At 47.8% G+C, this 18,877-nt stretch carries 19 protein-coding genes; 5 read left to right on the top strand and 14 right to left on the bottom strand.

What is annotated here, in order from left to right:
- Nucleotides 1–78: 78 nt before the first annotated feature.
- Together ABEQ74_RS03705 and ABEQ74_RS03710 are read right to left on the bottom strand one after the other, a co-directional pair.
- Nucleotides 79–1,173: a PQQ-dependent sugar dehydrogenase gene (locus ABEQ74_RS03705; protein ID WP_430119614.1), complete on the bottom strand. Its 1,095-nt coding sequence runs from the start codon at nt 1,171–1,173 to the stop codon at nt 79–81.
- A gap of 23 nt (nt 1,174–1,196) precedes the next feature.
- A complete protein-coding gene (locus ABEQ74_RS03710; protein WP_430119616.1) occupies nt 1,197–2,705 on the bottom strand; it encodes a UDP-N-acetylmuramoyl-L-alanyl-D-glutamate--2,6-diaminopimelate ligase in 1,509 nt (502 codons plus the stop codon).
- A 284-nt stretch (nt 2,706–2,989) separates the two neighbouring features.
- Here ABEQ74_RS03710 and ABEQ74_RS03715 point away from each other — a divergent pair, with 284 nt between their 5' ends.
- A complete protein-coding gene (locus ABEQ74_RS03715) occupies nt 2,990–3,844 on the top strand; it encodes an SDR family oxidoreductase (protein WP_430119618.1) in 855 nt (284 codons plus the stop codon).
- Between the two features lie 136 nt (nt 3,845–3,980).
- Here ABEQ74_RS03715 and ABEQ74_RS03720 read toward each other — a convergent pair whose 3' ends face one another.
- Nucleotides 3,981–4,469: a hypothetical protein gene (locus ABEQ74_RS03720; protein WP_430119620.1), complete on the bottom strand. Its 489-nt coding sequence runs from the start codon at nt 4,467–4,469 to the stop codon at nt 3,981–3,983.
- A gap of 150 nt (nt 4,470–4,619) precedes the next feature.
- Here ABEQ74_RS03720 and ABEQ74_RS03725 point away from each other — a divergent pair, with 150 nt between their 5' ends.
- A complete protein-coding gene (locus ABEQ74_RS03725) occupies nt 4,620–5,087 on the top strand; it encodes a stalk domain-containing protein (protein WP_430119621.1) in 468 nt (155 codons plus the stop codon).
- Here ABEQ74_RS03725 and ABEQ74_RS03730 read toward each other — a convergent pair.
- From ABEQ74_RS03730 to ABEQ74_RS03750, 5 genes are all read right to left on the bottom strand, one after another.
- The gene (locus tag ABEQ74_RS03730; RefSeq protein WP_430119623.1) at nt 4,986–5,726 is read right to left on the bottom strand and encodes a LutC/YkgG family protein; all 741 of its coding nucleotides are present in this window, start codon (nt 5,724–5,726) and stop codon (nt 4,986–4,988) included. The two genes, ABEQ74_RS03725 and ABEQ74_RS03730, sit on opposite strands and share 102 nt — an antisense overlap.
- Nucleotides 5,719–7,239, bottom strand: coding sequence for a LutB/LldF family L-lactate oxidation iron-sulfur protein (locus ABEQ74_RS03735; protein ID WP_430119625.1), 1,521 nt, complete (start codon nt 7,237–7,239; stop codon nt 5,719–5,721). The genes ABEQ74_RS03730 and ABEQ74_RS03735 overlap by 8 nt, the downstream gene beginning before the upstream one ends.
- Entirely contained in the window at nt 7,226–7,963 is a 738-nt protein-coding gene (locus ABEQ74_RS03740; protein ID WP_430119627.1) for a (Fe-S)-binding protein, read from the bottom strand. Before ABEQ74_RS03740 ends, ABEQ74_RS03735 begins: the two co-directional genes overlap by 14 nt.
- 119 nt (nt 7,964–8,082) lie before the next feature.
- Nucleotides 8,083–8,859, bottom strand: coding sequence for a DeoR/GlpR family DNA-binding transcription regulator (locus ABEQ74_RS03745; protein ID WP_430120896.1), 777 nt, complete (start codon nt 8,857–8,859; stop codon nt 8,083–8,085).
- 191 nt (nt 8,860–9,050) lie between these two features.
- Entirely contained in the window at nt 9,051–11,120 is a 2,070-nt protein-coding gene (locus tag ABEQ74_RS03750; RefSeq protein ID WP_430119629.1) for a bifunctional aldolase/short-chain dehydrogenase, read from the bottom strand.
- Nucleotides 11,121–11,472: 352 nt separating this feature from the next.
- Here ABEQ74_RS03750 and ABEQ74_RS03755 point away from each other — a divergent pair, with 352 nt between their 5' ends.
- Nucleotides 11,473–12,258: a glucose-1-dehydrogenase gene (locus ABEQ74_RS03755; RefSeq protein ID WP_430119630.1), complete on the top strand. Its 786-nt coding sequence runs from the start codon at nt 11,473–11,475 to the stop codon at nt 12,256–12,258.
- Nucleotides 12,259–12,300: 42 nt separating this feature from the next.
- Nucleotides 12,301–13,992: an alpha-glucosidase gene (locus ABEQ74_RS03760; protein ID WP_430119632.1), complete on the top strand. Its 1,692-nt coding sequence runs from the start codon at nt 12,301–12,303 to the stop codon at nt 13,990–13,992.
- Between the two features lie 127 nt (nt 13,993–14,119).
- Here ABEQ74_RS03760 and ABEQ74_RS03765 read toward each other — a convergent pair whose 3' ends face one another.
- The 6 genes from ABEQ74_RS03765 to ABEQ74_RS03790 all read right to left on the bottom strand — a co-directional run bounded on the left by ABEQ74_RS03765 (nt 14,120) and on the right by ABEQ74_RS03790 (nt 17,966).
- Nucleotides 14,120–14,440 (bottom strand): DUF4176 domain-containing protein, encoded by a 321-nt coding sequence (locus tag ABEQ74_RS03765; RefSeq protein ID WP_430119634.1) that lies wholly within the window; start codon nt 14,438–14,440, stop codon nt 14,120–14,122.
- A 5-nt stretch (nt 14,441–14,445) separates the two neighbouring features.
- Nucleotides 14,446–14,646, bottom strand: a complete 201-nt coding sequence (locus tag ABEQ74_RS03770; RefSeq protein WP_054402837.1) for a hypothetical protein — start codon at nt 14,644–14,646, stop codon at nt 14,446–14,448.
- A 19-nt stretch (nt 14,647–14,665) separates the two neighbouring features.
- Entirely contained in the window at nt 14,666–15,511 is an 846-nt protein-coding gene (locus ABEQ74_RS03775; RefSeq protein ID WP_430119636.1) for a WXG100 family type VII secretion target, read from the bottom strand.
- A gap of 304 nt (nt 15,512–15,815) precedes the next feature.
- Nucleotides 15,816–16,148 (bottom strand): hypothetical protein, encoded by a 333-nt coding sequence (locus ABEQ74_RS03780; protein WP_430119638.1) that lies wholly within the window; start codon nt 16,146–16,148, stop codon nt 15,816–15,818.
- Nucleotides 16,149–16,240: 92 nt separating this feature from the next.
- Nucleotides 16,241–17,335, bottom strand: coding sequence for a redoxin domain-containing protein (locus ABEQ74_RS03785; protein WP_430119640.1), 1,095 nt, complete (start codon nt 17,333–17,335; stop codon nt 16,241–16,243).
- A 115-nt stretch (nt 17,336–17,450) separates the two neighbouring features.
- Nucleotides 17,451–17,966: an N-acetyltransferase family protein gene (locus ABEQ74_RS03790; protein ID WP_430119642.1), complete on the bottom strand. Its 516-nt coding sequence runs from the start codon at nt 17,964–17,966 to the stop codon at nt 17,451–17,453.
- A gap of 157 nt (nt 17,967–18,123) precedes the next feature.
- Here ABEQ74_RS03790 and ABEQ74_RS03795 point away from each other — a divergent pair, with 157 nt between their 5' ends.
- Complete coding sequence (locus ABEQ74_RS03795; RefSeq protein ID WP_430119644.1) at nt 18,124–18,798, top strand: pentapeptide repeat-containing protein; 675 nt, start codon at nt 18,124–18,126, stop codon at nt 18,796–18,798.
- Nucleotides 18,799–18,877: the final 79 nt, after the last annotated feature.

Raw genomic sequence — 18,877 nt, forward strand, 5'->3', positions numbered from 1 at the left:
TCCTTCCATACAGGGAAGGGGCCTTTTTAATTGCTGTTCTTAATCTATTCTATTCTCTGAATCAGCAGACATGTCCACTTAATGGAATGATTCTAACACAAGCAGTCGATCATCCTGATCGGAGGGCACTCCCCGGCCATCGGTATTGTTCGTAATGACATAAATTCGCCCGTTATGGATTTTGACATCTCTTAATCTGCCCTCACCCTCAATTACCACCTTAAGCGAGTCATTCTCCGGCTGATATTCATACAGCTTCTGACCGCGAAGGGTTGCAACGTACAAGTGATCCTCATCATCAAAAGCGATCCCGGAAGGCGCAATAGCCGTTTCACTGCTGTGGTAAATTGGTGATTTCATGCCCTCTTGCTGTTCATCTCCAATAATTTCGGGCCATCCGTAATTACTGCCTGCTCTGATCTCATTTATTTCGTCATGTCCTCCCGGCGTACCGGATGGTCCATGCTCAGAACTGTACAATTCCCCCTTCGAATTCCAGGCCAGGCCCTGAGAGTTCCGATGCCCTAATGTAAAGACATAGGAGCCTGCGTTCGGATTATCCGCCGGAACTTTTCCATCCAGCGTCAATCGTAATATTTTGCCTGCCAGACTCTCCTGGTTTTGCGCAAGTTCTCCTTCACCCGAATCTCCTGTCGTTACGTAGAGCATCTCGTCAGGACCGATCGATATTCTCCCTCCATTATGCACATTAGAGCCGGGAATACGCTCCAGAAGGACATTAGACTCTCTCCATTGACTCCCCTCCTGCTTCAGAAGAATCAACCGGTTCATTAGCTTTTTACCTTGCTCATAGGTATGGTAGGCAAAGGCATTTCCGGAATCCTGAAAATCAGAAGCTAACGCAAAGCCCAGGAATCCCCCTTCCCCTATCTGTGCTACCGGCTTGTTGGTATGAACCGACTGTCTGGTCATTACACCGTTCTTGATCTGAACGATATTCCCTTCCCGCTCGCTGATATAAACCGTATCACCGTCAAAATCGATAGACCAGGGTGTTCTCAACTGCTCTGCAACCACTCGGTAGGCTCGATCGGTTTTCTTCTCCTGAATTTCTTCCTGCCTCCCTTCTTCCTTAGAAGAGGGAGACCCTGTACAGGCAACAAGAAACAGCAAAGCCGCGATTACGACTGCTCCAAACTTCTTTTGTTTCATAATCCAGCACCTCCGGGTAATTTTTATAGCTCCGGTGTCATGATCTGGATGCCTTGCTTCATACACTCCAATGAATTCAACACAATATCCACATCGCTATACGTTTCAATTTGGCTGCCTGCTATATAACAGGTCTCATGTCCTCGTCCCGTAATAATGATCCGATCATGGTCACCTGCCAATTCCACTGCCCGTTGAATGGCTTCTTTACGATTCAGGATAACCTCCCAATTGCCGGCCTCATGCGAGATTAATCCACCCAGCATCTCCGCCATAATCTGCTCCGGATCCTCCGAGAACGGATTGTCTGTTGTGAATAACACATAATCCGAGTATGAAGCAGCAATATCCGCCATAATCGGTCGTTTCAATCGATCCCTCTCGCCTCGGCACCCCATCACGCATATCATTTTGCCACTGGTAATTTCCTTGGCGGATTGCAATGTAGCCTTGAGTCCATCGGGATTATGAGCATAATCTACAACCACGCGAAAGCTTCGTCCTGTTTCTATTTCTTGAAACCGGCCTTCAACCCCTGAAAATTGTTCAAGACTTCTGCGGATTTCTTCAAGCGATATCCCTTCCAGCAGGCAAGTGGTCACCGCGGCAAGGGCGTTATACACATTATGAGCACCATGCATCTTCATACTGATTTTGCCGTGCCCCCATGGCGTTTCAACATGAAACTCGCAGCCTTCGGGTATTATTTGAATATGCGTTGCCTGAACATCAGCCATATTATGAATGCCATAGGTGACGATCTGTGCGGATGTGCGTTTCGCATAATAGGACGATGCTTCATCATCAGCATTCAAAACTGCCTTCTTAAGCATGTCAGACTCGCTGTTGCCCAGCTGGGTAAACAACAGCTCTTTCGTGTTGCGGTAACTCTCCATATTCGGATGGAAGTCCAAATGATCATGTGATAAATTCGTAAAAACAACGGTCTGAAAATCACACCCCCGAACCCTCCCCATATCCAATCCATGCGAAGACACTTCCAACACGGCATAGGAGCCGCCCTGTTCGACCATGGTATGTACATAACGCTGCAGCTGGATCGTATCCGGCGTCGTATTCAGCGTCTTCACAACATGATCTCCGATCTTCATGTACAATGTACCGATCATGCCCGTTTTGCAATGAGCATCGTTAAGGATCTTTTCAATCATATGGGTTGTGGTTGTCTTGCCATTCGTTCCGGTAATTCCGATCAGTTTCAAACGCTGTGTAGGACTATCATAAAAAACGTTTGCGAGAATCGGCAATATTCTTCGGGTATCCGGTACCACAATAAGGGTAATGCCTCCTGGCAGCAACGGCAGCTCCCGCTCAGCGACGATGGCAACCGCGCCGTTTCGTATTGCATTCTCGGCATAGTCATGGCCGTCCACGTGAAAGCCCGGAACACAGACAAACAGGCCGCCGGGCCTTATCTCTCGTGAATCTGTATCTAGGTTCGTGATATCAACAGAAGTGCTGCCCGTTATCGTCTTAAGTATCAGCCGCTCCGTCAGTGATTTCAGATTCATATCGCCATCCTCGTCTCGTGATGTTATCTTAATGCCAGGGCATATGTGATATATAAGATGTAGAATGGACGACTAAGTACGGTTTTAACCAGCTTTTCTAATTATCCTAACCAAGCAGCACTATTCTGAATCAAGTAAGGGGTGACGGGAATGAAGAACCATGGTACTCTCATTGTAAGCGATTACAAATTCGTGAAGATTATTATAGCTTTCCCGTATCTTTATCTTATCCGTCTATCTTTGCTTTGCCTCTATCCATCACCTGGATGAAAGGAGATTGATCCATGGGACCGTTCACCGACGATTTGCTGCTTAATAAAGTCGTATTAATTACAGGAGGTGCAACAGGACTTGGGCGAGCCATGGGTGAGAAATTCGCACAGCTCGGCGCCAAGCTCGCCATCTGCGGACGCCGTGAGGAAGTTCTGCGTCAGGCTGCCGAAGAGTTAAGTCAACAGGGCTTCGAGGTATGGTACAGGAGCTGCGATGTTCGGGATCCTGCGCAGATCGCTGCTCTCGTTGAAGCGGCAGAGCTTCATTATGGAGGCATTGACGTGCTAGTCAACAATGCCGCCGGGAATTTTATCAGCCCAACGGAGCGTCTCTCTCCTCGAGCTGTAGATGCGGTGCTGAACATCGTTCTGCATGGCACCTTTTACGCTACCCTGGAGGTCGGCAAGCGCTGGATAGAGCAAGGCAAAAGCGGGACGATGCTTAACATCGTCACAACTTATGCTTCAACAGGCTCTGGCTACGTGGTTCCTTCTGCAGCTGCCAAAGCAGGCGTCATCGCGCTGACACGTTCCCTTGCGGTTGAATGGGCCGCTTACGGTATCCGACAGGTAGCAATCGCTCCAGGTCCGTTTCCGACCGAAGGCGCCTGGTCCAGACTATCGCCCACGCCTGACCTGGAGCAAAAGATGATCGACCGCATCCCCCTTCGCCGTGTAGGGGACGCAGAGGAGCTAGCCCATCTTGCCGCGTATCTCATTTCCGATTATGCCGGTTATATTAATGGCGATGTCATTACGATTGATGGGGGTGAATGGCTCCAGGGAGCGGGGCAATTCAACGACTTGGCGGAAGTGACTCATGAGCAGTGGGACCATCTGGCTGAACTGACGCGAAAGGGCAAATAATCTCCCTTGCAAGAATAGATATGTAAACGAGTAGCCAGCTACTGATGGATTCCCCTTCCCCACTCCTTGCTTTCACATAGGAGTGGGTTTTATTTTGAGTTTAAAGGAATTTCATCTATTAGTTCGGAACCCACTACTACAACCATTCTATAGCGGAAACTTTCTTCCAACCGTCAAGACCAATCTTATTTAAAATATCTTCTTTTTTCAGAGAACCCTGATAGGAATCGTAAGAACCGTTATATTCAAATTGCTTTATATAGTTGTTTCCTTCGCTGTCCGTTACGTACATAAAATACTCCGATCTTGGGTTGGCTCCTTCGTATGAATATTGGAGGACATAAATACGATCAATCTTATCAGGGTAAGGTAAAGCAGCCTGAATGCTCTGAATGCCATCTTTTTTCCAATCGTAAGCCTGTTTCAATAAATGAGGGTCGCCTACGCCTACCACATTGATCAGTTCCGGTTGAACTTTTGTTGAATCAGTTCTGTAAAGAGAGATATTAATGGTGGTTGGATTTTGATTGTGTGTCTCCTGGTTTTTGTTGTCTCCCGCTTTTGAACAGGCGGGCATAAATGAAACGATGAGCAAAACCATTATAAATAGCATTCTTATTTTCATAGATTCCCCCTTGATGATTGTACCGCAAAATTCTCCGCCGCTCCTTCCCTAATTAACAAATATAGTTTTTTACTTTTTTGGCAACAAATCAAACGAATCTTGCGTTTGGGAGGGACTTATGCTTTTGGATCTGGGAAAATTAAAATCGTCGTGAATGGGAACAATATTGCGACCGATGTTGCTCCAAAGAATGTAAATGGCCGAGTTCTCGTACCGATCAGCACGATCTCTAAGGCACTTGGGGCTAATGTCTCATGGGATTCCAAAACGCAGACAGTCTCCATCCAACAGGGAACTTCTAATCCAAAAACAACCGATGTTTGGAGTCAATCCCTCAATGATACGTCTGCTGAAGAGTGGGCTGCAGTCAAGAGAACGATTGACCTGTTTATTATAGGGTATGATGGCCAGGATGAAGAATTGGTTAAGAGCCTTGTCGTTGAAGGTAATGCCCCAAGCCGTGAGCATATCGTTACTGCTCCCGCTTGGGGCTATTTATTAATAGAATATCATTCGTTAATTCTCAAAGGAATCTACCAGCAAGGCATATACAATGCCAGGACCGTGAACGCCAATCGTAAGATCGTTCTCGATATCAGCGGAGCGGCTTGGTCCTGAGATAAAATGAATGCCTGCGGGAAGCTGCTCACGCCCGGCCTGATCGAACTGCACCAATATCTCGCCCAGTCGGGTAACCATTCGGTCAACGGGGATGACAGCCATTAGCACGGTCGGCAGCAGACTGACGGATCTGCCTTTATTCGGGGCAGATTTCACCACTATTGAACCGGTATAAGCCGCCGCATAATCGGCCATGACAATACCAAAGTCTGCTCTGGCAGCTACAGCCCTCCAATCGGTGTCTGCTTCATCATTCCAGGAGCGTACCTGTGCTCCCGGCAAACTCTCTTCGAGCCCTAGGTGGTCCAGCGCCTCTTCCTGCTGACGGAGAATTGTAGCCGCACTCATCTCCAGCGATTTGTCCCTAATGAACCGGCTGACCTCATCTCGATTGCTCAGCCTGACTACATGGCCGCCAGCTGCTTCAAAGTTGGCATTAAACTGCGTAATCCTCTGCTCCAGCGGCCATTCGAACTCCTTCCAAAAGTCGGGTGCACCGCGGAAGGGGTGCTCCGGAGCAGTGCGTACCCGGTCTCTCCCCAGCTTGGCCGCAATACCGTCCATGAATTGCTCTTGTTTCAGACGTGACTGTTCTTCAAGGCGGTTAAGCCAACTGCGATCCGTTTCGCTAGTCATGGGACTTCTCCCCCTTTTGGACTTCTGCTCCCGATAGACGCTCCTTCAATCGCGCTGTGATTTCAGGGTCCATTGGTCCAGATGTGCTCTGAATTTCCTGCGCAACTTCCGGCCAACGATCACGGAAGGATTGCTCTGGCAAACTTGGTGTTACCCTGTAGGAATTCCATCCCTTTAATGGGCCGATGCGCGTCCTTATTTCCCCGCCTCGTACGACTAATTTCTGTCCCCACTTTCCAAGCTTTATCGCACTGCGATAGCGTTTGGCATTCCCCATGACCGCTGAGAAGCCCTTCATCCCCATCGCTTCCAGCTTGTCACCGCGCCCGGACTCAATCTTTCGGCGGCGCAGGGATACCAGCATATCATGCAAGGGAATCTTCACGGGGCATGCTTCATAACAGGCGCCGCACAAGCTGGAGGCGTTAGCGATATCGTCCCATTCCGCTACGTTCTTGTTCAAGGCTGGCGTTAATACAGCACCGATCGGTCCGCTATACGTACCGCCATAGGCATGCCCGCCAATATGACGATAAACGGGACATGCATTCAGACATGCACCACAACGAATACAGTTCAGCAGTTCCTGAAATTCAGGATCGCCGAGCTGCAGAGAACGTCCATTATCGATGATAATAATATGCATTTCGTCAGGTCCATCTGCATCCGCTTCTCTCTTCGGCCCACTAATGCCGGACATATAAACAGTCAGCTTCTGACCAGTCGCCGACCGCGGCAGCAAGGTCGCCATTACTTCGAGATCTGCCCATGACGGAATGATCCGCTCCATGCCCATCAGGGTAATCTGAGTCTTGGGCACGGTCGTGACCATGCGGGCATTGCCCTCATTCTCGAACAATACCATGGAGCCTGTCTCGGCAATTGCAAAATTACACCCCGTCATGCCAATATCCGCCTCAAGGAATTTTTCGCGCAGCTTCATGCGGACAAAACCTGCCAGAATCGTTGTATCGGGAGGCAGCGTCTCGCCTGCCTCTGCAGATAACAACTCCGCGATCTGATAACGGTTCTTGTGAATGGCGGGAATAATGATGTGAGAAGGCGTTTCATCTGCAAGCTGGATAATATATTCGCCGAGATCCGTTTCCACTGCTTCCACACCGATGGAATCCAGGGCTTTGTTCAGATGCAGCTCCTCGGAGACCATGGATTTCGATTTCACGACGGACTTCGCCGACTTATGTTCCGCGATCTGGAGCGAAATCGCCACCGCTTCCTCCGCTGTCTCAGCAAAATGGACATGGGCTCCGTTCGCCCTGGCCTGTTCAGCAAACTCATTCAAATAGTAATCCAAATGAGCAATGGTATGGAGCCGGATCTGGCGTCCACGCTCTCTCCAAACATCCCAGTTGCCATGTTCTTCGGACGCAAGCTTTTTGCCAAGCCGCAGCCGCTCTGTCGTAAACTTCACCGCATTCCGCAGAAAATCATTGTTAAGGGCTTGACCTGCACGTTCCTTAACCGTCTTGGCTTTCAATTCAGATGAGCTCATGTGCACACACCCCCTCATACAAAAGCTCGGCAAGATGCATGACCTTAACCCTCTCCCCCCGATGACGAAGATTGCCGGCAATGTTCATGAGGCAGGCCATGTCAAGACCGACCAGCACAGAGGCTTCAGTTTCCAACACATGATCACTTTTCTCCGTTACCATGGCACCTGAAATATCCGCCATTTTTACGGCAAACGTTCCACCGAACCCGCAGCAATCCTCAGCAAAAGGCAATGGAACAAGCTCCAGACCCTTCACATATTGCATCAGCTTTAATGGCTGCTCCTTTACGCCAAGCAGTCGACTTCCGTGGCAGGAAGGATGATAGGTAACCTTTTGCGGATAAAAGGCTCCTACATCAGTTACACCCAGAACATCAACCAAAAATTGTGTGAACTCGTAGCACTTGGATTGAAGCGCTTTCGCTTTTTTGAAATATGTTGGATCATCTTTAAATAAATCCGGATAATGATGAATCATATACGTACAGGAGCCCGAAGGAGCCACAACAAAATCACTATCTTCAAAAGCATCCAAAATGGTTTTGGCACTGATCCGCGCCTCATCCCAATACCCGCTGTTGTAGGCCGGCTGGCCGCAGCAAGTCTGAATTTCCGGGAATTCCAAATGCACGCCGTACCTTCCCAGGAGTCTTGCCATCGCTTCAGCTACACGCGGGAACAAGGCATCGCTGAGACAAGTAACAAATAATGAAATCTTCATCAAGTTCACCTCGCCATCATCAGGATAATGACCGATACCGATGGATCCGCCGAAACAAGGAATCCCCCCGATTCGTGGGGGGATTCCATATCGGTATCATATCGTAGTGTTTCTATATTCTAAACAGACTCGATCGGAATGCCCAAAGCTCGATATGGAGCCGCTTCCGCCTCCGTCAAACGCTGATCCGTAATGATCAAATTCACTTGAGATAGATCGGCAACCTGCGCAAAAGCTTGCATGCCGAATTTGCTGGCATCGGCGAGCAGAATGGTCTCATCGGCCATGCCGATCATTTGATGCTTGATTCTTGCTTGAAGCTCATTGGATTCACTAAGACCCCGTTCAAAGTGCACACCCTTGCAAGACAGAAAAGCTTTATCCACGTAATAAGCATCAAGTGAGCGTTCCGCGAGCGGACCGACAAAGGAGAGAGAGCGATGAGCCAGAATACCACCTGTCGATATGACCTGCACCCGTTCCTTGGTACTAAGCTCAGCAGCCACCTTTATTGAATTGGTGAGTACGGTAATCGGAATGTCCGGAATAATCTTCGCCATATACCAAGCTGTTGAACTTGCATCCAGCAGAATGCGATCATTCGTCTGAATTCGCTTGACCGCTTCCTCCGCAATCTGCTGCTTCTCACGGGCATTCGTGATTTCCCGCTCCGCATACGGTATTTCCGGCTGCGAACGCTGAATCTCCGCTTGATCCTTCACGCTAACCGCTCCTCCGTGGGAACGACGCAGACGCCCAGCATGCTCCAGCCTGTCGAGGTCACGGCGAATCGTTTCCTCCGTCACACCGCACAGCTGGCTCAGCTCGGAGACACGAATACTTCCTCTTTCGTTGACCAACTGTACTATTTTTTCATATCGTTCTGCTACCAGCATCATACCGCCCATCCTTACTATATATTCTCTCTATTCTCTGCTTTCGCTGAACGAGCGAACCGCAAGCTCGCCCAGGTAGGCTTCTTTCTTGCATTCGAGTTCACTTTACCTAGTAGTTTCATTATGAATGCCGAAACCTACCCGATGCAAGCATGAATGAGCAATCGGAAGAATTTCTTCTACCCTATTGATCAGCGAGTAAACGCAGCAGGTACTCCGCCGTCAATCGTCAGCATACAGCCGGTCGTCTTCGAGGATCTGGATGAAGCAAAATAGGCAATGCCTTCGGCAATATCCTGCGGGTAGATGTTGACAAGCAGCGTAGTGCGTTTACGATAGTGTTCTTCCAGCTGCTCCGGTTCAATGCCATACGCTGCTGCCCGTTCGTTTCTCCAGTTCGAATTCCAGATCGCGGAGCCTTGCAGAATGGCATCAGGCAAAATAGTGTTAACTCTGATCCCATACTCTCCGCCTTCTGCAGCAATGCAGCGGGCCAGATGGGCTTCCAAAGCTTTTGCCGAACTGTATGCTGTGACATTCTTTCCGGCATATACAGAATTTTTCGACCCTACGAATACCATGCTTCCGCCAAGTCCTTGCACCTTCATCATTGAGAAGGCTTCTCGGGCCACTAAGAAATAACCGGTTCCGAGCACATTCATATTCAGGTTCCATTCCTTTAAAGACGTCTCGTCAAAAGGACTGGATGTCGCAAGCCCAGCGTTATTAACAATCACATCAACACCGCCATAAGTAATGGAAGTTTCATGATAAGCGCGCTGAACGGCATTTTCGTCGGTTACATCCATTTTAACGGCGAATGCCCGGTTCTCTCCGTACTTTGCATTGATTTCCTCAGCTACCTGCTGTGCCCCTTCCAGGTTCAGATCGGCAAGAATAACATGGGCTCCTTCTGCCACCAATCTACGGGCTGTTGCACTGCCGATTCCGCCTGCTCCCCCGGTAATGAAGGCAATCTGGCGGGAAAACTCCGTTTCGGCCGGTGCCAGACTCAATTTATATAACTCAAGTGGCCAATACTCTACGTTGTAGGATTCATTCTCGCTCAGAGAGACGAAATCACCCAGAGCAGTTGCACCGCGCATCACAGCGATCGCTCTATGATACAGTGCACCGCTGACTTGTGACATCGCCCAGCTCTTCCCGGTGTTAATCATACCGATTCCGGGAATGAGAATGACACGAGGCGCTGCTTCAAACATGACATCTCCTTCATGGTGGTTACGTTCAAAATAAGCGATATACTGCTCTTTATATTTGGCTATGCCTTCAATAAGCTTTGTCTTTAGACCTTCAACATCGTCAGCATCGGGTGTCCAGTCGATAAAGAGAGGAACGACCTTGGTATGAACCAAATGATCGGGGCAAGCTGCGCCGACCTGGGAGAGCCTTGGCGATTCCTTACCACCGACAAAATCAAGTACATCCTTCTGATCATCAAAGGACAGAATCATCTTCTTCACATCACTGACTGCGCCGCGGATGACAGGCATCACTTTAGAAGCCAAACTGCGGCGTACATCTGATGCAAGCGGTGCATGCTTCGGGCCACCGAACAGCTTCTCATCGCTTACTCTTGCCTCAATGTAGGCTTCCGCTTCACTAATGACTCGAATGGTTTGTGCATAACAATCTTCAGATGTATCTCCCCAGGTTACGAGTCCGTGCTTTTCCATGAGAACAAGCTCTGCTTTTGGATTTGCCAGAACCCCTTCGGCTATCATCTTAGACAGCGTAAATCCGGGACGGACATACGGAACCCATACGAAACGGTCGCCAAAGATTTCCTGAGCTATTGCTTTGCCGTTATGAGCGCAGCACAAGCTGATAATGGCATCCGGATGTGTATGGTCCACGTGTTTAAAAGGTAAAAAAGCATGAAGCAGCGTCTCGATGGATGCACGCGGGTCCTTAGCATCTACCATACAGTGGCCCAGATAAGCCACCATTTCCTCATCCGACATCGAATCTCTATCAAACAATGGCCGAATATCCTCCATACGCAGGCCCGTGAAATTGCCAGATTTCATGGTTGCAAGATCAGAGCCACTGCCCTTCACATACATTACCTCTACGTCGTTGCCGCGAAAATCCTGTATCTTTGTTTTGCTAGATGTGTTGCCACCGCCCCAGTTGCACACTCGCCGATCGGCACCAATCAAATTTGACCGATAAACGAGCTCATCCAATGTACTCTTAGCCTGCTGTGCCTTTGACTTTTCCCATAAGCTCTGAACCATGCAGCTTCCCCTCCGATTGAACAGACGAAATTTTTGTTTATGTTTGTTTATTATGATATCATGTCCGTTTATATTTGAGTAGACTGTAACAAAAATAAAAACAAAAGAATGTCGATCTATTTGCGTTTTTCATATGTGTTATTCACACAAAAACCAACTAAAACAGGCATGCCGGCCTGCCTTCGTATATACGACGCTCGCATAATGACACACATATAATTCTCAGCCCACATCCTCCTGCTATCCCACGCCTTCAGAATCACGACCTGAGGAGTAAGCTTCACCCATATTGTTCCGGGTTAAAATACTACTGTACTGTACACTTAGAGACTCGACGACAGGAGGGATAAGCATGTACAAAGATCTTGAAGGAAACACTGCTATCGTAACGGGAGCTTCTTCCGGCATCGGACGAGCTATAGCGCTAAGATTTGGGCAAGAGAAGATGAATGTCATCATCAACTACCTGGGCAACGAGCAAGAAGTACAACAGATGGTCAGCGAAATTGAATCCTATGGAGGTAAAGCTGTAGGGGTATATGGGGATGTCACCAGTGAAGAGGATGTGAGAAAGCTGGTGGCTGTTGCCCATGACCAGTTTGGATCCCTCGACATCATGGTTAACAACGCAGGGATTGAGAACGAAGTCCCTTCCGAGAATTTGTCGTTAAAGGACTGGAGAAAGGTGCTGGATGTGAACCTGACGGGCACCTTTTTGGGCTGCCGTGAAGCGATCGACTATATGATCGAGCATCAGATCAAGGGAAGAATTATTAACATATCAAGCGTTCATGAAACCATTCCATGGCCGCATTTCCTTCATTATGCCGCGAGTAAGGGCGGGGTCAAAATGATGACCGAAACGCTGGCGCTGGAATTTGCTCCGAAAGGGATCCGTGTCAACAACCTCGGCCCAGGGGCCATCGATACCCCGATTAACGCTGCCAAGTTCTCTGATCCTGAAGCGAAGAAAGGCGTTGAATCTCTTATTCCCCTCGGATATATCGGACGTCCGGAAGAGATCGCCGCTGCCGCAGCCTGGCTCGCTTCTTCCGAATCCAGTTACGTGACGGGAATTACCCTATTTGCTGACGGAGGCATGACCAAATACCCGTCCTTCCAGGGAGGACACGGATAAACTTCCATAACACCATTGCTACATGACAGGAGGAATGCACACATGAATGAAACTTGGTGGAAGGAAGCGGCCGTTTACGAGATATATCCAGTCAGCTTTAAGGACAGCAACGGAGATGGGAAGGGTGATCTTCAAGGGATTATTTCCAAGCTGGATTATTTGAAAAACCTCGGAATTGATGTCATCTGGATCTGTCCGATTTACGATTCCCCCGGTAAGGATAACGGATATGATATCAGCGATTTTTATGCGATCAACCCCGAATTTGGCACCATGAGTGATTTTGATGAACTCTTGAAACAGGCTCATGCCAGGGGCCTCAAGATCATGATGGATCTGGTGCTTAACCATACATCCGATCAGCATCCATGGTTTAAGGAATCCCGATCTTCTATCGATAACCCGAGGCGGGACTACTATATTTGGAAGAAAGGGGTTAACGGATTGTTCCCTAACAACTGGGAGTCTTACTTCAGTGGATCGGTGTGGGAACTTGATGAGAATACCGATGAGTACTATATGCATCTGTATTCTAAATTTCAGCCCGACTTGAATTGGAACAACGATGAGATGGTGCACGAATTATACAAAATGATCAGCTGGTGGCTGCAAAAAGGTGTTGATGGTTTTCGACTAGACGCCATCGCTCATATTGTTAAGGCAGAGGGCCTGCCAAATGCGGATAATCCTCAGCATCTTCCCGTTGTGCGTGCTTACCAGTTGTTCTCCAATCTCGAAAAGGTCCACTGGATGCTGAAGAAACTCAATGAGGAAGTTTGGATGGATTACAACATTATGACGGTGGGTGAAACTTCCGGATTGGGTCCCGAGCAGGCATTGGAGTACGTAGGGGATGCTCGCCATGAACTCAACATGGTATTCCAGTTCGAGCATATGAACCTGGATTGTGCCTCACCAGGCACAGGCAAGTGGGTACCCCGAGCGTGGACACTGCTTGAACTCAAAAAAATAATAAGCAACTGGCAAACAACCCTTCACAAGAAAGGGTGGAATGCCAACTATTTAGGAAACCACGATCAACCAAGACCCGTATCCCGCTTCGGCAATGATCAACAGTATCGTGTTGAATCAGCCAAAATGTTAGCCACCTTCATGCTAACCTTGGAGGGTACCCCTTATATTTACCAGGGTGAGGAAATCGGTATGACCAACGTGACTTTTGAAACAATCGGGGATTACCGTGATGTCGAGACCTTGAACTATTATGAGTATTCTCATCTTCATGGCAAACCAATGGATGAAACCATGGCGGCGATTCGTGCCAAGAGCCGGGACAATGCCCGCACCCCGATGCAATGGGATGCCAGTCCTCAGGCCGGTTTCACTACAGGTGATCCTTGGATTAAAGTGAATCCCAATTATTCAGAAGTGAACGTTGCGGCCGCGATGAGTGACCCGAATTCCATTTTTAATTACTATCGCCGTCTCCTTGCTCTGCGCAAGACCCACAAAGTAATGGTGTATGGCGAGTATAAATTGCTATTTCCGCTGGATCCAGAGCTTTATGTGTATACGCGCACGCTGGACGAGAGTAAGGATCAGATCATCGTGATCCTTAACTTTTTTGGAGAGAGACCGGTATTTGAATGGCCCGAAGATCTTCGCGATTTGTCCAGAGAGCTATTGATTTCCAATTACAGTCCGAATCTGGATGAAGAAGCAGATAAGATTCAGCTGCAGCCTTATGAGGCAAGAGTATACCGACTTTATTAAATGTTAGTCTGAAGCGAACCTAATCATGGGCACCTCAGCATTACAAAAAAACGGCCTCTCATACCCTGTCAACAGGATGAGAGGCCGTTTTTTGTAATGCAAAATGATCCTACAGATGATCTCTATGTTACGAAGGGTCTTCCCCTGTTGCTGCGATTTGATCTGCTTTCGCAATCCCCTCCATCAGTGCATCGCGAAATGCAATCTCATCGTCGTTAACATACCCCATAAATACGATTTCTGAAATGTCCTGATGATTGAAAAAGATATTGGAGTCTGCGGTAAGATTGCCATGCGGGTAAAAGCATGCAACGTAATCCCAACGCTTGAGCGTTTTGGAATCATTCTGCATTCGCCCATATATCATCAGAGTCTGGTTCCAATCCTTGAACTTAACAACAGATCCGATAGGCAGCAGCTTCTGTTCTGTGTTATCATGCTGTTCCATGTTCATCAACCCTTCAATATTTTTTTGCCGATCCCATATACAATCGAGACGATGAGCGGTATACCCACCAGATAAGATAAGCATATCACGGTCTTCTCAGCAGCCGCATATTCCGTGCTCAACAGATTAGGAATGACTGTTCCTAACACCCCTACGATTCCAATGACCATCATTATGTATTTGAATTTGCGCTGTTTATCGTTCATTGGCGCCTGTGCCTCCTTCTTACTTAACAGTTACAGAACCGCCTAAGCCGAACAAGCTGATTCCTGGCCCAAGGGGAATGTGGAAGCTTAATCCGTTTTTACCTACTTCAGCTGATCCGCCAACCACGCCCAGTGATGCAGAACCGCCGATATTCAACGATTTATCGGTAAAAGGCAAAGGTATCTTGAACCCGCCTTCATATTTGGTAATTGTGGCTTCAGCGCCCAAGTTTAAGGTACCATCCTTCACGGATGCTTCCACTCCAGCATGCATCAGGCTGACTGAACCCTCGGTATAATCGTTGTCAAATCCAGCTTCAACAATTGAACCGCCGACCTCTACTCCTTCTTGCAGGTTGGCACTCACTTTACCGTTTATGGCATTTGCAAACAGGCCATTTTCTTCATTTCGAACGACGCTAGCATCAACCTCATAGCCTTCAATTAATTTATCCGCCAATGTTTTGGAGTCCCCGGCTGATCCCTTCAACGTTTTGGCTCCCGTGGCGGCATTTCCACCATTCCCAGCGCCGCCAGCAGTCCCAGCCAGAACGGCTGCACCTGCAGCTGCACCGCCCACAACGGCTCCATTCACCTGTTCATCTGTTGTACGGAATTTGACCGAAATTTGACTCAATTCCGTAGAGATCGATTGCAAGCATTCAACAAACTTAAGCATTGTTGATCTCGCCTGCTGGTATTCTCCGTAGAATCGCTCCCGTGTCATACCTTGCCACTGACTTTCCAATTCATGAATGCTTCGTTGAAGCTGCTGCACCATATCGCTGCTGAGTTGTCCCGACTGGGCAAATTGCGAGGAGACCTGCTCCAGCTGCTCAGGTGTAACTAAAATACGATTAGACATAAATATGGACGCCCCTTCTGTCACGCTGCCATTACTCCATCAGGCAGTCTATACATTTTTCCAATTCGCTTCATTAGACTATTAACCGATTTATCAAGCGAATAACCACATTTTTCAATTCTAGTAGGTAATAAGGAAAGCGACAATCAAGCGAAGGGTTCATTTCCATGTGTTCGGAACTAGTAAAATAGAACTGGCCTAGATCATAAAATAAAGTCAAAAAAAGACGGTACGGAACGCTTTCCGCACAGTCTTTTCTTCATAAGATATGAACTTCTGCTGTTGATATATGCTCTCTATCGCTTTAGATAAACAAAAACGGAATGAGGAACAATAACGCGATGGCACTCCAAGCAAACACATTGGCTCCATAGCCATACCCTCCATAAGGACCATAGCCATAAGGCCCGAATGCAGAGGTTTGGACTCCACTTTTAGTCGATTTCACAGATTTTTTTCCCTTTTTCCCCTTAGTGGACAATGTATATGCTGTTGGGTTCCCAAATTCAAGCTCAAGCCCATGGTCGTGAACACCGCGAATTGTCCCCACGACTTCTCTTCCATCATGCATGACTGCACAAACGGTTTTACCGATATACCCTCTACAGCCTTCTGCCGAAATTGGTATTGGTTGCACTTTTTCATCTCCTCCCCAGCGTTTGTGTATTATATTCTTGCTGAGGTCAAGAGGGCAGAGATAGATGTCCGCGTCAGCAAATTTCCGCTCTTTTACCTGCCTACATCACTAGCCTTCCTTAAAGCTCTAACCATCAGATCTTCGTCAATCGCGCCTTGAAACCGCTCAGAGATTATACCATCAGGGGAAATGACATACGTGGTCGGGTAGGCCACCACCTCGTAACGGTGAGTACTATCTCCGTTCTGATCGTACAGGACAGGGAAGGTTAACCCGTTCTTCTCAATAAAAGAGTCGACTTCACTCATGCTCTTCTCCAAATGCATCATGTTAACAGCCAGTATAATGACTTCTTCTTTCTGGTGTTTAATGTAAAAGTCCTGCATATAAGGCATTTCAACCTTGCAAGGAGGACACCAGGATGCCCAGAAGTTAAGAAACACCGTTTGTCCTCGATAGTCGGACAGCTTAACCTCCTGCCCCTTCTGATTCATCAGTGTAAAATCCGGGGCACGTAGGCCGGGCTTCAAACCTTCCGCTGTGACTTCCTTGCTTCCCTCTTGCATCGAAGGCGAGGCAGCTTCACGCTTATTGGTCGTGCCAACAGTGAAATCATAGATAACCCATACCATAAGGGCTGACATAACAACCCATACCGCTCCGTTACTTCCTAAACCCAAAGTTAGGAATTTAGTCAATGAAGATTGGAAGAGGAGCCAGCTGAATATGAACAGCACGCCAAACAATATGGTATACAATAAGGAAGACGTTAGGTCTGCCCCGTCTCTCCATAACCATAGAAACAGATACCCTGCGAATCCGCTCGCATATACCGCCAAGATAGCTGACTTCAATAGCAAGGCGGAATCTTCCCGATGCTTCCTCCAGCGAAGAGCCGCATAGATAAGAGCAAGAATCGTCCCTAGCCATATGCCTTTAGCTCCGCCTGTCATATAAATAAGCGCAGCCGGATGCTGAAGAGTCCGGATCGGGTCGAATACCAGCATTCCGAATTTCCAAGAGACAAAACCGATAATCAGTACAGATAAATAGGTATCCTGAATCCATTCTCGCTGTGGCATCTGGCGTAAGCGAATGCGTAAAGCGGCAAACCCAGCCGCAGCGCATATTAGAAAAAGCACGATATCTGCTCGGATCATCAAAGGACCGATTGGAATTATACTCAAATGTGACCTCCTATGGTGCGGCATAGCCTATACATTACCCACCGGGGTATATCAATATCATAGTAGATTGGCATTCGAATGTAAACTTGCCGCAATTCCCTAAAAGGGCGATCGATCAAATCTGGTCGAAGGAATTCCACAACAAAGCGATTTCGGTATGCGTTTTACCGCCAATTACGATCTCCTTCCGCTTCAATTCCTTACCACCCATGTATCGATAGAATTGTTCTGCCTTATTGCCCTCCAGTACCCATACCAATAAAGAGCGATATCCTCTGTCAGACAGAAACTCCTTCATCCTGGCAAACAGCTGCTTCCCCCAGCCCTGACCCTGTATCTCTTCCAATAAATAAATCGCATAAAGTTCGCCTTCATGGGGGATCCTCTGCTCCCGCTCCGTGCCATAACACATGAATCCGTATATCCCGCCGGCCTCATCTGCTATGACCAATAATTGCTCGTCTGCCGACATATTGGCAAGCTTCCAGCGCCAGCCTTCGATTCGGTCAGCAGCAGACAGCTTTTGTAAGTAGTTGTCATCCACTATTCCGGCATATGTTGTCTTCCAGCTATTCACATGAACATTTGCGATGCCTTCAGCATCCAGTGTATTTGCTATTCTAATCTGCATGTATTCTCTCTTCTCCTCGTCTCTCATTTCCTTTGTTATATTCTTGGACATGTTCTGTTTTCCTTCTTTAATTATCCAAGCCGTACCGGACAATGTGATACGTACATGATATACTTCTACACAATGAATATTTATTCCGATGTTTGGAGGTAAACTCATGTCATCGAACAACCATACTGACAAGTCGTCAGCACCGGTCAAAATCGTGAAACCCAAGCTTCCGAAACAGCTAGAATCTGTGATCCTCTCAGATGCAGTTCTTGATGATGAATCCTCATTCGTACAATCCGCTTGCCAAGACGAGACGGTATCCTATATTTCGGCAGACAAGGTTCAATTCGACCAAATGACATTCCATAATGTTACATTCCAGCACGTAACACTGGAGCATGCCGAGCTTACGGATCTCGTGTTTAACCATTGCGATTTGTCCAACGTAAATCTGAGCGAAGCCATCATGTACCGAGTCCAATTTAATCATTGCAAAATTCTGGGGCTCGATTTGACGGCGGCAACGATTCGGAATGTCGTATTCCATCAATGCACGGGTGACTATGCTACGTTTCGGTTTGCTAACATGAAACAGGTATCCTTCCAATCCACCTCGCTCGTGAAATCGGACTTTTATCATTCCGAGTTACATAAGGTTGAATTTCTGGATTGCCAGATCGACCAATCGCAGTTCTCCGGCACGAAGCTGGCGGGAATCGATCTGAGCCGAACGGACTTCCATAATATCGGCGCCACCCTGGAAGATCTTCAAGGCTGCATCATTTCACCACATCAAGCGATTCCGTTAACCAAAATCTTCGGACTCGTCGTAAAAGAATAGTGAAGAGCTTTGTCCCTGATTCCTACATTCCTACATTTTGAATGGATGATTGAATGGATGATGAACTCAGTCAAATGCA

Origin of the sequence: Paenibacillus solani, from assembly GCF_050475945.1 — a bacterium.
Taxonomy (GTDB): Bacteria; Bacillota; Bacilli; order Paenibacillales; family Paenibacillaceae; genus Paenibacillus_AQ; species Paenibacillus_AQ solani_A.

Excerpts from the sequence above, each read along its gene's own strand:
- ABEQ74_RS03790 (WP_430119642.1), bottom strand. The coding sequence starts at position 17,966 with ATGCAGATTAGAATAGCAAATACACTGGATGCTGAAGGCATCGCAAAT.
- ABEQ74_RS03775 (WP_430119636.1), bottom strand. The coding sequence starts at position 15,511 with ATGTCTAATCGTATTTTAGTTACACCTGAGCAGCTGGAGCAGGTCTCC.
- ABEQ74_RS03755 (WP_430119630.1), top strand. The coding sequence starts at position 11,473 with ATGTACAAAGATCTTGAAGGAAACACTGCTATCGTAACGGGAGCTTCT.
- ABEQ74_RS03710 (WP_430119616.1), bottom strand. The coding sequence starts at position 2,705 with ATGAATCTGAAATCACTGACGGAGCGGCTGATACTTAAGACGATAACG.
- ABEQ74_RS03705 (WP_430119614.1), bottom strand. The coding sequence starts at position 1,173 with ATGAAACAAAAGAAGTTTGGAGCAGTCGTAATCGCGGCTTTGCTGTTT.
- ABEQ74_RS03715 (WP_430119618.1), top strand. The coding sequence starts at position 2,990 with ATGGGACCGTTCACCGACGATTTGCTGCTTAATAAAGTCGTATTAATT.
- ABEQ74_RS03720 (WP_430119620.1), bottom strand. The coding sequence starts at position 4,469 with ATGAAAATAAGAATGCTATTTATAATGGTTTTGCTCATCGTTTCATTT.
- ABEQ74_RS03730 (WP_430119623.1), bottom strand. The coding sequence starts at position 5,726 with ATGACTAGCGAAACGGATCGCAGTTGGCTTAACCGCCTTGAAGAACAG.
- ABEQ74_RS03735 (WP_430119625.1), bottom strand. The coding sequence starts at position 7,239 with ATGAGCTCATCTGAATTGAAAGCCAAGACGGTTAAGGAACGTGCAGGT.
- ABEQ74_RS03765 (WP_430119634.1), bottom strand. The coding sequence starts at position 14,440 with ATGGAACAGCATGATAACACAGAACAGAAGCTGCTGCCTATCGGATCT.
- ABEQ74_RS03750 (WP_430119629.1), bottom strand. The coding sequence starts at position 11,120 with ATGGTTCAGAGCTTATGGGAAAAGTCAAAGGCACAGCAGGCTAAGAGT.
- ABEQ74_RS03770 (WP_054402837.1), bottom strand. The coding sequence starts at position 14,646 with ATGAACGATAAACAGCGCAAATTCAAATACATAATGATGGTCATTGGA.
- ABEQ74_RS03745 (WP_430120896.1), bottom strand. The coding sequence starts at position 8,859 with ATGCTGGTAGCAGAACGATATGAAAAAATAGTACAGTTGGTCAACGAA.
- ABEQ74_RS03760 (WP_430119632.1), top strand. The coding sequence starts at position 12,301 with ATGAATGAAACTTGGTGGAAGGAAGCGGCCGTTTACGAGATATATCCA.
- ABEQ74_RS03740 (WP_430119627.1), bottom strand. The coding sequence starts at position 7,963 with ATGAAGATTTCATTATTTGTTACTTGTCTCAGCGATGCCTTGTTCCCG.
- ABEQ74_RS03795 (WP_430119644.1), top strand. The coding sequence starts at position 18,124 with ATGTCATCGAACAACCATACTGACAAGTCGTCAGCACCGGTCAAAATC.